Origin of the sequence: Agrobacterium sp. MS2 (assembly GCF_003261015.1) — a bacterium.
GTDB classification, from domain to species: Bacteria; Pseudomonadota; Alphaproteobacteria; order Rhizobiales; family Rhizobiaceae; genus Agrobacterium; species Agrobacterium pusense.
The window spans coordinates 202,574-215,397 of record NZ_QLNF01000012.1 but is presented as its reverse complement, the minus strand read 5'-3'; the positions used below and the strand labels follow the sequence as shown (position 1 = coordinate 215,397).

Here is a 12,824-nt window from a genome sequence, read left to right as displayed (position 1 = left end):
AATCGAATTTTAAAAATTTCTAATATTAAAGAAAACCGCAGAAATGCTGATGGATTTTTCGGATTCTAGTGACGAATTGCCGGTAGAACCGCGAAAAGCGAATGCATTTTGTGCGGGAAAGGCCGCGGGGCGAAGTTTTTTCTTCAAGCCCGCTTCCGATCTGGCACAATACGTGCATTCTTGTGGCAGAGCGGGAGTTACCTGCTTTAACGGGAGAAGCGGAGAGATATTTTCTCATGAAAAAGATCGAAGCGATCATTAAGCCTTTCAAGCTCGACGAAGTGAAGGAAGCCCTTCAGGAAGTCGGACTTCAGGGAATCACGGTCACGGAAGCAAAAGGCTTTGGTCGTCAGAAAGGCCACACGGAACTCTACCGCGGTGCAGAGTACGTCGTGGACTTTTTGCCGAAAGTGAAAGTCGAAGTCGTATTGGCGGATGAGAATGCGGAAGCCGTCATCGAGGCGATCCGCAATGCGGCGCAGACCGGACGCATCGGCGACGGAAAGATTTTCGTTTCCAATGTCGAGGAAGTCATCCGCATCCGTACCGGTGAAACAGGCGTGGACGCCATATAATTAAAAAAGTCCCGAGCCGGGGAGGCTTGGGTTTTCACCTCGTCATCATCACACTCAAGGAAAAGTTTAAATGACGACCGCAAACGATATCTTGAAGCAGATCAAGGATAACGACATCAAGTTCGTGGACCTGCGCTTTACCGATCCCAAGGGCAAGCTGCAGCACGTCACCATGGACGTGGTATGCGTCGACGAAGACATGTTCGCCGACGGCGTCATGTTCGACGGCTCCTCGATCGCCGGCTGGAAGGCCATCAACGAGTCCGACATGGTGCTGATGCCAGATCCGGCCACCGCCCATGTCGACCCGTTCTTCGCCCAGTCCACCCTGGTCGTCCTTTGCGATATTCTCGACCCGGTCTCGGGCGAAGCCTATAACCGCGACCCGCGCGGCACCGCCAAGAAGGCCGAAGCCTACCTCAAGGCATCAGGTATCGGCGACACGGTTTTCGTCGGTCCCGAGCCTGAATTCTTCGTCTTCGACGACGTGAAATACAAGGCAGACCCCTACAACACCGGCTTCAAGCTCGATTCGTCCGAACTGCCGTCCAATGACGACACCGACTACGAGACCGGCAACCTCGGCCACCGTCCGCGCGTCAAGGGCGGTTATTTCCCCGTTCCGCCGATCGACAGCCTGCAGGACATGCGCTCCGAAATGCTGACGGTTCTCGCCGAAATGGGCGTCGTCGTTGAAAAGCATCACCACGAAGTGGCTGCCGCACAGCACGAGCTGGGCGTGAAGTTCGACACGCTGGTCTCCAGCGCCGACAAGATGCAGATTTACAAGTACGTTGTGCACCAGGTCGCCAATGCCTATGGCAAGACGGCAACCTTCATGCCGAAGCCGATCTTCGGCGACAACGGCTCGGGCATGCACGTTCACCAGTCGATCTGGAAGGGCGGCAAGCCGACCTTCGCAGGCGATGAATATGCCGGTCTTTCCGAAACCTGCCTGTACTACATCGGCGGCATCATCAAGCATGCCAAGGCGATCAACGCTTTCACCAACCCCACCACCAACTCCTACAAGCGTCTGGTGCCGGGTTATGAAGCGCCGGTTCTGCTCGCCTACTCCGCGCGCAACCGTTCCGCCTCCTGCCGTATCCCCTTCGGCTCCAACCCGAAGGCAAAGCGCGTCGAAGTCCGCTTCCCGGACCCGACCCAAAACCCCTATCTCGGTTTTGCGGCCATGCTGATGGCCGGCCTCGACGGCATCAAGAACAAGATCCATCCCGGCAAGCCGATGGACAAGGACCTTTACGACCTTCCTGCCAAGGAACTGAAGAAGATCCCGACCGTCTGCGGTTCGCTGCGTGAAGCGCTGGAAAGCCTCGACAAGGACCGCAAGTTCCTGACCGCAGGCGGCGTGTTTGACGACGACCAGATCGATAGCTTCATCGAACTGAAGATGCAGGAAGTCATGCGTTTCGAAATGACCCCTCACCCGGTCGAATTCGACATGTACTACTCGGCCTGATCGGCCCTGCGGGCGCTCCACCGGGGCGCTCCATTCATCGCGGCGGTTTTCCCCGGAAAGCCGCCGTTTTCTTTTGAAGTTCAACCCTGACCGTGAAGAATGCCGAACACGCCAGCCACGCAGCAAACCCGCCTCACGGACTGGCTCATCTTTCTGGCCGTTCCCTTCTTTTTCGCCAGCAACGTCGTTTTCGGCCGCGGCGTCGTCGGTGAGGTCTCGCCTTTCATCGCCGCCTTCATCCGCTGGATCGGCTCGACCCTCATCATCGCGCCCTTCATGATCGCCGACTGGCGCAACTGCCTTGCTTTCGTGCGGCACAAGACGCTGCTCTGGCTCGTCCTCGGCATTCTCGGCATGGGCATCTGCGGCGGCGTGGTCTATTGGGGCCTCACCATGACCACGGCCGCCAACGGCACGCTGATCTACACCACCTCCTCGCTGTTCATCATTCTGTTCCAGCGCATCTTTCAGGGCCGGCCGATCCGCAAGCTTGAAGTGGCGGGCATGATTATCGCCTTCGCCGGCGTCGCCGCCATCGTGCTCAAGGGCGATATCGCCGCTCTCCGGCACATGAATTTCAACATCGGCGATTTCGCGATCCTGACAGCGGCCATTGCCTTTGCGATCTATTCGCTGCTGCTGCGCGATCCGGCGGCGCGGCAGATGGCGTCCTTCAGTCTCTTCGGACTGATTGCTTTTTCCGGCGCGCTTGTCCTTCTGCCGCCGGCAGCACTGGAACTGGCACAGGGCGGCATGCTGCCTGCCACGCCTGTTGCATGGGCGAAGATCGGCGGCATCATCCTGTTCGCCTCACTTCTGGCCTTTTATTGCTTTACCCACACGGTACGCGTTTTCGGTCCCGCCACGGCGGGAATTACGCTGTACATGATGCCGCCGGTCTCGATCCTCATGGCGACGGTGTTTCTCGGCGAATCCTTCGAGACCTATCATGCCATCGGCATCGTATTGGTCACCGGCGGCGTCATCATCGCCACCGCGCCGATCGGCAAAGGGCGCTGAACACGAACGGCAGAGCGGCGTCAAAGCGCCAGGTCTTGATATTTCGCGTTCCGATACCAACTAGTATTGGGAAAGGAAGTACATGCCATGAAACAAAGAAACGCAAAATTCACGCTTGGCGAGATCGTTCGCCACAAGGTGTTTCCGTTCCGCGGTGTGGTAATCGACGTGGACCCGGAATATGCCAATACCGAGGAATGGTGGAACGCCATTCCCGCGGAAATCAGGCCGGAACGCGACCAGCCCTTCTATCATCTTCTCGCCGAAAACGAGGAGACGGAATATGTCGCCTATGTTTCCGAACAGAACCTCGTCCACGACGAAAACGAGACGCCGCTCCGAAATCCCAACATCGGCCGCATCTTTGACAAGGCGCCGAACGGCGAATGGCGCCCGAAAATGTCCACGGCGCACTGACGCCCGCCAAGCATCTCCCTCCTCCCGGGGATATCGAGCACGCATAAAAAAACCGGTCTGTCGCCAGACCGGTTTTCTGTTTTTTTGAAGCTTGCGCGGCAATCAGGGCTTCGGCGCGCCCTTGGCAGCATCCTGAGCAGCTTCGAGCTTCTTGCGAGCTTCTTCCGCCTTCTTCTGCATGCCTTCCTGCAGGCTGCGCTGGCTTTCGGCCAGCTGCGACTGGGTGATTGCCGGGCCGTCATAAGCGCCGGTGAAACCGGAAAGCGCGATCTTGATGGGGTTCGGCGCGCGGCGGAAGTTGATGGAGGTGAAGACCACCTCGCTACCCTTCTTCAGCGAAGCGATCATGGCGTCCGTCAGCGGCACTTCAGCCGTGCACTTGTCGGGAAGGCAAACGGCGTAATCGAGCTTCTGACCCTTGCCGCCATCGATCTGCATCATCACACCCGGAGGAATGAGACGCGCGGTCGGAACGGAAACCTGCAGCAGCTTGCGGTTGACCTTGCCTTCAACGGTGATGAGGCCAACGGCCGTGATCATCTGGCCATTCTGGGCGAGAACCACGTTCTGCACAACGCAGACATCGTTGTCTTCCTGCTTGGAGCAGGTCTTGAACCAGCCGAGCGGCGGAGCGCCAGCGCCCTGAGCAGCCGGAGCAGCATCCTGCGCCTGCGAGATGGCCGGAGCGGACACAGCGCCGAGAGAGAGGACCAGAGCGGACAGAGCCGTCCGGGTGAATGTGTTTGCCTTGTGCATCATAAGAGTTCCGTCTCCTGAATGTCTGCCAGAACAGAACCGCTCAAGGTCCTGTTCGTCGATGGCGGTATCCTTCTGCCCGTTCAACTGTCGTTTAAATGAGGCAAATGCGTGACCCGTCTCTTCCGGTCCCCCTGTTACATGCCGTTCGCGGCGATATCCAGCACTTCTTTAACTTTTTCTTGAGCGGAGCCAAGATTTCCCGCGCTTGCATGGGTCATGCAATGTCCGTGTGCTACATATCTGCCAGAATCATTACGATAAACGGTCCTGACGCACATCGGACGGACAGTTGAGACAGGACAGTGACATGCGCAACCTTGCGGCCCTCATCCCCGCATTGTTTCTTTTGGGATCATCCCTGCTTCCCGGCGGGAGTGCGGTAGCGCAACCGCTGCACGCCATCTCGATGCATGGCACGCCAGCGCTTCCCGCAGATTACCAACACCTGCCTTATGTCAATCCGGACGTGAAGAAAGGCGGCCGCATTTCTTATGGCGTGGTCGGCACCTTCGACAGCCTGAACCCCTTCGTTCTCAAGGGAATGCGCACCACCGCCCGCGGCGTCTGGGATCCGGAATTCGGCAATCTTCTTTACGAGCCGCTGATGTCTCGCTCCAGCGACGAGCCCTTTAGCCTCTATGGGCTGCTCGCCGAAACCGTGGAGTGGGACGACGAGCGCAGCTTCGTTCAGTTCAACATCAACCCCAAGGCGAAATGGTCGGATGGCGAGCCGGTAACGCCTGATGACGTGATCTTCACCTTCAATCTCCTGAAGGAAAAGGGCCGCCCGCCATTCAACAGCCGTCTCGACGGCGTAGCCAAGATGGAGAAGACCGGCGAACACAGCGTGCGCTTCACCTTCAACGAAAAGGCGAATCGCGAAACGCCTCTCATCCTCGCCTCTTCAACGCCGATCCTGCCGAAACACGCGACCGATCCGGAAAAATTCGAGCAGGCGGGCCTCGGTGCGGTTGTCGGCTCCGGCCCTTACCGAATCAAGACGCTGCGCCCGGGTGAACGAATCATCTGGGAGAGAAACCCCGACTACTGGGGCAAGGACATTCCCGGCAAAGTCGGTTTCGATAATTACGACGAGATCAGCATCACCTATTTCCTTCAGGTCACGACCATGTTCGAGGCCTTCAAGAAGGGCGATATCGACATCTACCCGGAAGGCGATGCCATCAATGGCACCTCCGATACCTCCCACTGGGGGCAGGCCTATAATTTCCCCGCCGTGCATCGCGGCGATATCGTCAAGGACGTGTTCCAGCCGCGCCTGCCGACCGGCATGTTCGGTCTCGTCTTCAACACCCGCCGCGCCGTCTTCGCTGACGAAAAGGTACGCGAAGGCCTTACCTATGCCTTCGATTTCGAGTGGATGAACAAAAACATCCTCGGCGGCTCCTTCAAGCGGACGCAGAGCTACTGGCAGAACTCGCCGCTCGGCGCCTATGGCAACGCCGCCGACGCGCGCGAACTGGCGCTGCTCGGTGACGCGGCAAAGTCCATGCCGCCGGAGCTTCTGGCCGGCACCTATGCGCTGCCGACCACGGACGGCACGGGCGCCGACCGCAAGGTGCTCAAAATGGCCGTCGACACGCTGAAAGAGGCTGGCTACAGCATCAAGAACGGCAGGATGTCCGATGCCAATGGCCGCCAGCTCGCTTTCGAAATCATGACGCAGAACCCGGCGCAGGAGCGTATCGCGCTCGCCTATCAGCGTTCGCTGAACCTGATCGGCGTCGCCATGGGCATTCGCTCGGTTGATGACGGGCAATACCAGTCACGCTCGAACAGCTTCGATTACGACATGATCATCCGCTCCCTGCCCTCGTCGCTTTCGCCCGGCATGGAGCAGCTGAACCGCTGGAACTCGCTCTCGCGTGATGCGCAGGGCAGCTTCAACTATGCAGGTGTTGCCAATCCCGATATAGACCGGATGATAGAGGCGCTGTTGCAGGCCCGCTCGACGGAAGATTTCCAGGCGGCCGTGCGCGCTTATGACCGCCTGCTTGTGGCGGGACATTATATCATTCCGCTCTATTACATCGGCGCCCAATGGGTCGCCCGCTGGAAATATATCGACCGCCCGGATATCACTCCAATACAGGGCAATCAGAAACAGACCTGGTGGGACGCGCGGGCGCAATAACCTGCCACCGTCATGTCTATCATATAAGGAACATCAGCCATGGAACGCATCGTTGTTGACGTCGTATCGGACATGGTCTGCCCGTGGTGTTATCTCGGCAAGGCCCGGCTCGATCTCGCCATTGCCGAGGTGCAGGATGAAATCAGCGTCGACGTGAACTGGCGTCCCTACCGCCTCAACCCGGACTATCCGCCGGAAGGAGTCGACCAGAAAGCCGCTCTCGAGGAAAAGCTCGGCAAGGAGCGTCTGGAACAGGCCCATGCCACGTTGGTTCAGCTCGGCAGGGAAGTCGGCATTACCTACGATTTCGACGCGATCAAGATCGGGCCGAACACGCTCGATGCCCATCGCCTGTCGCTCTGGGCCCATTCCGAAGGCCGCGACGTCCAGGAACGCGTCGTGACCGGCCTGTTCAAGGCCAATTTCGAGGAAGGCCGCAATATCGGTGATCATGCCGTGCTGGTCGACGTTGCCGCAAAGGCCGGCATGGATGCGAAAGTCGTCGAGCGGCTGCTGGCTTCGGACGCGGACAAGGATACGGTCGTCGCTGAAATCGATGCCGCCCAGCAGATGGGTGTCGCCGGCGTGCCCTTTTTCATCATCGACCAGAAATACGCCATAAGCGGTGCACAAACACCCGATGTCCTGATTGCTGCATTGCGGGATATTGCAAAAATCAAGGCGGACGAGCATAGATCGATGAACTGACGGTCAAACCACCGGCGGTTTTCAACAACTCGATTTTTGCCGGTGTTTCCGTGTCCGACCAGACCCTGAAAGGCATTCTGCTCGCCTTTGCAGCCTTCGCTGCCTATGCCTGGAGCGATGCCAGCGTTAAACTCATTGAAGGCCAGATTTCGCCGATCGAATCGGCCTTCTTCGGAGCCCTGTTCGGCCTCGTCGCCCTGCCCTTCATCCGCAAACGCAATGACAGCTGGCTGGATGTGGTGAAAACAACCAACCGGCCGCTCTGGATCATCCGCTTTTTTTCGGCCGGCACCGGCGCTGTCGGCAGCGTGACTGCCTTTACCCATCTTTCCATGGCGGAAGCTTTCGCGCTGATCTTCCTGCTTCCGTCCTTCGTCACCATCATGTCGGTGATGTTTCTCAAGGAACAGGTGGGCATTCGCCGCTGGTCGGCCGTCATCATCGGTTTTCTGGGTGTGCTCATCATCCTGCGGCCCGGATTCCGTGAACTGGGCATAGGCCATCTGGGCGCCATCATCGCCGGCTTCAGCGGCGCGCTCAGCATCGTGATCTTCCGCGCCATGGGCCCATCGGAAAAGAATGTTTCGCTTTATGGTGCGGGCGTGCTGGGCTGTCTCGTCATCAGCGGCGTTGCCATGGTGCCGAGCTTCGTCATGCCGGGTGGCGAACAATGGCTGCTGCTGGCAGGATACGGCCTGCTCGGCGCGCTTGGCAACATTCTGGTCATGTACGCCGCCCAATATGCGCCCGCCGCCATGATCGGCCCGACGCAATATAGCCAGATGCTCTGGGCCATCCTGTTCGGTTATCTGATTTTTGGCGATCGTATCGACGGCTGGATGTTGATCGGCATTGCCCTCATCGTCGGATCCGGCCTGCTGACATTGCTCCGCGAGAAACAGAGAAAGGTGCCATTGCCCGCCTCCATCGCCGCGACAGACCAGAACGTGGCTGTCGGTATTACGCCGGAAGACAGTCACTAGCCCCAGAGAGCGAAAAAACCGGCGGCGCTTCAGGCACCGCCGGTCCGGCGTTCAATCAATTGCAAACCCTGACCCGATACATGTCGCCCCAGGCGTTCTGTCTCCAGGCCACATGGCAGCGGGGATAGACGGGTTCATAAACGACCGGCGGGCCATAAGCCGGCGTAGCATAAGCAGGCGCGTAATAGGCGGGGCCGTAGGCATAGCCCGGGTGTCTTGCACCCGCAATCAGCGCTCCGCCAATGATCGTGCCGGCAATACCGGCGGCAAGGCCGCGGCCGAAATTATTGCGCGCTTCCGCCTGACTGGTGGTGGCAATTGTGGTGCCCGCAATTGTCAAGGCAACCAGACCAGCGGTGGCAAACCTGTTGATATTGGTCCACATCGTCCTGCTCCTTCATCACCCGGCGGCATCCACTCATCCGCCGCACCGGGTATGAGGATGAGATTACGCCTGCGAAGAATACCGGTAGATGTCCGTTTCGTTACATTGCGGTAATTTTCGCTGAGCCGCGTGGGGCATTGTGAGTGGCCAAAGGTGGGTGTGGCTTTACCCCCTCTGCCCTGCCGGGCATCTCCCCCTCAAGGGGGGAGATCAGCAAGAGGCGCCGTTGCCGCCTCATTCGAAGGGGTTGAGATGTGCGAGATGTTGCCGCATTTCGATCTCCCCCCTTGAGGGGGAGATGCCCGGCAGGGCAGAGGGGGTAAACCCCACCCACCTGCGGTACCAAATAGCCCACCCTCTGAAACTCAAATCTACGACCGCGCCAGCTCCGCCAGCTGCGTCATGATCATCGCCGCACCCGTCAGCCGCTTTTCCGGCGTCGGCAGATCGCGGTTGAGGAAAAGGCTGTGATCGGGACGGATCTTCGCCATCGATCCCTGCTTGCCAATGTAACCGACAAGCGCCGCCGGGTTCGGGAATTCCTTGTTGCGGAACTGCACGACAACGCCCTTCGGCCCGGCATCCAGCTTCTCGACATTGGCAATGCGGCAGAGCGACTTGATGTAGACGATCTTGAGAAGATGCTGCACTTCTTTCGGCAGCGGGCCGAAACGGTCGATCATTTCAGCGCCGAAACCGTCGATTTCGCTGATATCGGCAAGCTCGCCAAGCCGGCGGTAAAGGCCCATGCGCAGATGCAGATCGGGAACGTAATCTTCCGGGATCATGACGGATGTGCCGACCGAAATCTGCGGCGACCAGCCGCTATCCTGCACCTGCTCGTCACCCTTCACTTCGGCGACAGCCTCTTCCAGCATCTGCTGATAAAGCTCGAAACCGACTTCCTTGATATGGCCGGACTGTTCTTCCCCGAGTAGATTGCCCGCACCGCGAATATCAAGATCGTGGCTCGCCAGCTGGAAACCGGCGCCGAGCGTATCGAGCGATTGCAGCACCTTCAGCCGGCGCTCGGCAGTCGTGGTCAGCACCTTGTTGACCGGCAGGGTGAAGAGCGCGAAGGCGCGCACCTTGGAGCGGCCGACACGGCCACGCAGCTGGTACAGCTGGGCAAGACCGAACATATCGGCGCGATGCACGATCAGCGTATTGGCGGTTGGAACGTCAAGGCCGGATTCGACGATGGTGGTCGACAGCAGCACATCATATTTGCCGTCGTAGAAGGCGTTCATGATGTCTTCCAGCTCGCCCGCCGCCATCTGCCCATGCGCCACCGCCACCTTCAGTTCCGGCACATCCGATTGCAGGAAGGCAAGGATATCGGCGAGATCGGCAAGCCGCGGACAAACGTAGAAACTCTGGCCGCCACGATAATGCTCACGCATCAGCGTCTCACGAATGACGAGCGGGTCAAACGGCGAGATGAAAGTGCGCACCGCCATGCGGTCGACAGGCGGGGTGGTGATGAGCGACAGTTCGCGAACCCCGGTCATGGCGAGCTGCAAGGTGCGCGGAATGGGCGTCGCCGATAGCGTCAGCACGTGCACGTCGCTTTTCAGCTCCTTCAGCCGCTCCTTGTGCTTGACGCCGAAATGCTGCTCCTCATCGATGATGAGTAGGCCGAGATTGGCAAAGCTGATGCCCGCACCGAGCAGCGCATGCGTGCCGACGACGATATCGGTCTTTCCGTCAGCAACTTCCTTCTTGGTCAGCGCCAGTTCCTTGGAGCCGACGAGACGGGAAGCCTGCTGCACGCGGATGGGCAACCCGCGGAAACGCTCCGAGAAAGTCCGGAAATGCTGGCGGGCGAGCAGCGTGGTCGGCACCACGACAGCCACCTGCACACCATTCATGGCGGCAAGGAAGGCGGCGCGCAGGGCCACTTCGGTCTTGCCGAAGCCAACGTCGCCGCAGATGAGACGGTCCATCGGCCGGCCGGCCGCGAGATCCTCCCGCACCGCCTCGATGGCGTTCAGCTGGTCCTCGGTTTCGTCGTAGGGGAAACGGGCAGCAAACTCATCATACAGCCCATCGGGCGCGACAAGCTCCGGCGCATGGCGCACGAGACGCGCCGCTGCGATGCGGATAAGCTCATCGGCCATGTCGAGCAGGCGCTTCTTGAGCTTGGCCTTGCGCATCTGCCATGCGCCGCCGCCGAGCTTGTCGAGCGTCGCCTCCGCCGCGTCCGAGCCGTAACGCGAGAGGAGATCGATGTTTTCAACCGGCAGAAACAGCTTGGCGTCATCGGCATAATGCAGTTCGAGACAGGCGCGCGGTGCGCCCGCCGCCTCGATGGTCTGCAGGCCGACAAAACGACCAATGCCGTGTTCGGCATGAACGACGAGCGAGCCCTCGTCCAGACCGGCCACTTCCGAAATGAAATCCGCACCGCGTTTGCGGCGCTTGGAGCGCCGCACCATGCGGTCGCCGAGAATGTCCTGCTCGCCGATAACGGCAAGATTCCCGGTTTCGAAGCCGGCTTCAAGGCTCAGCACCGCGGAGGCGGCCTCGCCTTTGCCAAGCTTCTCCACCTCTTTTAGCGAGGTAACCGGCTTGATCTTCTCAAGCCCATGCTCGTTCAGCACCTGCAGCAACCGGTCGAGCGAGCCTTCCGACCAGCCTGTTATCAGCACCTTCCAGCCCTTGGCGCGGCGCTCGGCTATGTGTTTCACAGCCAGGGCAAAGACATTGACCCGCTCTTCGCTTTCGCCTTCGGTTGGCTGCCGCGCCCAGCGCGGGCCGACATGCGCGTCCAGCGTGGCGACGGGTCTTCCCTCGCTGTCCTGCTCATTGAAGGGCGTCAGACGCACCGCATTGACGGCAGAAAGGGCCGTGTCGAAATCCTTGCCGTTGAGATAAAGCTGACCGGGAGACACGGGCTTGTAGGGCGCACCCTGGGTCGATCCCTTCGTCTCGCCGGAAGCGCGCCGCGCCTCGTAATAATCGAGCACCAGCTTGGACCGCTCCTTCGCCGCCTCGCGTGCGGTGTGATCGGTGACGATGCGGAACCCCTTCAGGTAATCGAAGGCGGTCTCCAGCTTCTCGTAAAATAGCGGCAGCCAGTGCTCCATGCCGGCATAACGGCGGCCCTCGGAAACGGCCTGATAAAGCGCATCGTCGCGCGTCGCCGCGCCGAACAGCGAAAGATAATTCTTGCGAAACCGGCTGATCGTATCCGGCGTCAGCGTCACTTCGCTCATCGGGTTCAGATCGAGCGAGCGCGCCTGGCCGATGGTCCGCTGGCTGGCGGGATCGAAGGTACGGATGCTCTCCAGCGTATCGCCGAAGAAATCGAGCCGCACAGGCTCCTCGGTGCCCGGCACGAAAACATCGAGAATACCGCCGCGCACGGCGAACTCGCCCACTTCACGCACCGTCGCAACCCGGTCGAAACCGTTGCGCTCCAGCCGCGCGGCAATATCCTCCATGCGGATCTGGTTGCCGGGTCTGGCGGAGAAGCCAAGGCTTTCGATGATGTCGCGCGGCGCCATCTTCTGCAGCATGGCGTTGACGGTGACCAGCACGATGGCCGGATGCGGTTTCTTCGCGTGGCTGATGAGACCGGCAAGCGCCGCCAGGCGACGCGCCGACGTGTCGGCGCTTGGTGACACGCGGTCATAGGGGAGGCAGTCCCAGGCCGGCAGCGTCACGACCGGAATATCGGGCGCAACAAAGCCGAGAATTTGTTCGAGATCGGCGATGCGCTGGCCATCCGACATCACATAGGCAACCGAGGTGCCTGCGCGCGCCATCTCGGCAAGCAGCAGCGCCTCCATGCCGGCGGGCACGTTTCCGATGGTCAGCGGCGTATCGGCCGACGACACCAGCTTTGCATCGAATCCGGCTATCATGGTTTCAGGCTTTCACGTTGTCTGCGGTGACGAGATCGAAATCGGGACGGTAGGAGGCGATCTTCATGAACAGGGGGGTCTGGAACTTTTCAGGAATTGCAAGCGCCCCCGTCACCATCTTGACGAGGTCGTTATCCTCTTCCGCCATGATGACTTCAAGCTCATCGAGCTGGTCATCGGAAAGCAGCGCGATATTGTCTTCCGCGAATTGCCCGAGAACGAGGTCCATCTCGCGAATGCCGCGGTGCCAGCAGCGGTAAAGTATCCGCCGGCGTCTCGGATCGAGGTCGGCACTCGTGCGCACCAGTCCAGTCATCGCATTCACCTTTCGGTTGACTAATCAACAATGTGTTGACTGCGACCTCCTATAGAACAGGAGGCGAACGCTTGGGAACCGGTTTTTATCGAAATAATACCACCGCCACGAAAATCTGCCGGTGATAACCCGGCTTTGTGACCTGCGAAGTCTTGCA

The 12,824-nt window shown here is 59.6% G+C and carries 11 protein-coding genes; 7 read left to right on the top strand and 4 right to left on the bottom strand.

All coding sequences use genetic code 11. The annotated features are described in order from the left end of the window. Positions 1 to 236 precede the first annotated feature (236 nt). The 4 genes from DOU54_RS05720 to hspQ all read left to right on the top strand — a co-directional run bounded on the left by DOU54_RS05720 (position 237) and on the right by hspQ (position 3,492). Positions 237 to 575 carry a P-II family nitrogen regulator gene (locus DOU54_RS05720; RefSeq protein WP_003515720.1) on the top strand — a complete coding sequence of 113 codons (339 nt, stop codon included), beginning with the start codon at positions 237 to 239 and terminating at the stop codon, positions 573 to 575. A 70-nt stretch (positions 576 to 645) separates the two neighbouring features. Beyond that, positions 646 to 2,055, top strand: coding sequence for a type I glutamate--ammonia ligase (glnA, locus tag DOU54_RS05715; RefSeq protein ID WP_004442307.1), 1,410 nt, complete (start codon positions 646 to 648; stop codon positions 2,053 to 2,055). Positions 2,056 to 2,154: 99 nt separating this feature from the next. Then, on the top strand, positions 2,155 to 3,075 hold the full coding sequence (locus DOU54_RS05710) for a DMT family transporter (protein WP_113380546.1): 921 nt from the start codon (positions 2,155 to 2,157) through the stop codon (positions 3,073 to 3,075). Positions 3,076 to 3,162: 87 nt separating this feature from the next. Further along, the gene (gene hspQ / locus DOU54_RS05705; RefSeq protein ID WP_004442310.1) at positions 3,163 to 3,492 is read left to right on the top strand and encodes a heat shock protein HspQ; all 330 of its coding nucleotides are present in this window, start codon (positions 3,163 to 3,165) and stop codon (positions 3,490 to 3,492) included. Positions 3,493 to 3,594: 102 nt separating this feature from the next. Here the strand turns inward: hspQ and DOU54_RS05700 are convergent, their stop codons facing one another. Beyond that, positions 3,595 to 4,251, bottom strand: coding sequence for an invasion associated locus B family protein (locus DOU54_RS05700; RefSeq protein WP_004442311.1), 657 nt, complete (start codon positions 4,249 to 4,251; stop codon positions 3,595 to 3,597). Positions 4,252 to 4,558: 307 nt separating this feature from the next. Between DOU54_RS05700 and DOU54_RS05695 the strand changes: the two genes are divergently transcribed. From DOU54_RS05695 to DOU54_RS05685, 3 genes are read left to right on the top strand one after another with little or no spacing between them, the layout of a single operon-like run. Next, on the top strand, positions 4,559 to 6,406 hold the full coding sequence (locus tag DOU54_RS05695) for an extracellular solute-binding protein (RefSeq protein WP_113380545.1): 1,848 nt from the start codon (positions 4,559 to 4,561) through the stop codon (positions 6,404 to 6,406). 39 nt (positions 6,407 to 6,445) lie between these two features. Next, positions 6,446 to 7,114, top strand: a complete 669-nt coding sequence (locus DOU54_RS05690) for a DsbA family oxidoreductase (protein WP_113380544.1) — start codon at positions 6,446 to 6,448, stop codon at positions 7,112 to 7,114. Between the two features lie 50 nt (positions 7,115 to 7,164). After that, a complete protein-coding gene (locus DOU54_RS05685) occupies positions 7,165 to 8,097 on the top strand; it encodes a DMT family transporter (RefSeq protein ID WP_004442314.1) in 933 nt (310 codons plus the stop codon). A gap of 55 nt (positions 8,098 to 8,152) precedes the next feature. Here the strand turns inward: DOU54_RS05685 and DOU54_RS05680 are convergent, their stop codons facing one another. The 3 genes from DOU54_RS05680 to DOU54_RS05665 form a co-directional block, all read right to left on the bottom strand. Continuing rightward, positions 8,153 to 8,482, bottom strand: coding sequence for a hypothetical protein (locus DOU54_RS05680; RefSeq protein WP_113380543.1), 330 nt, complete (start codon positions 8,480 to 8,482; stop codon positions 8,153 to 8,155). A 371-nt stretch (positions 8,483 to 8,853) separates the two neighbouring features. Then, positions 8,854 to 12,351, bottom strand: coding sequence for a transcription-repair coupling factor (gene mfd, locus DOU54_RS05670; RefSeq protein WP_113380541.1), 3,498 nt, complete (start codon positions 12,349 to 12,351; stop codon positions 8,854 to 8,856). 4 nt (positions 12,352 to 12,355) lie between these two features. Continuing rightward, a complete protein-coding gene (locus DOU54_RS05665; RefSeq protein ID WP_037092537.1) occupies positions 12,356 to 12,667 on the bottom strand; it encodes an FAD assembly factor SdhE in 312 nt (103 codons plus the stop codon). Positions 12,668 to 12,824 lie beyond the last annotated feature (157 nt).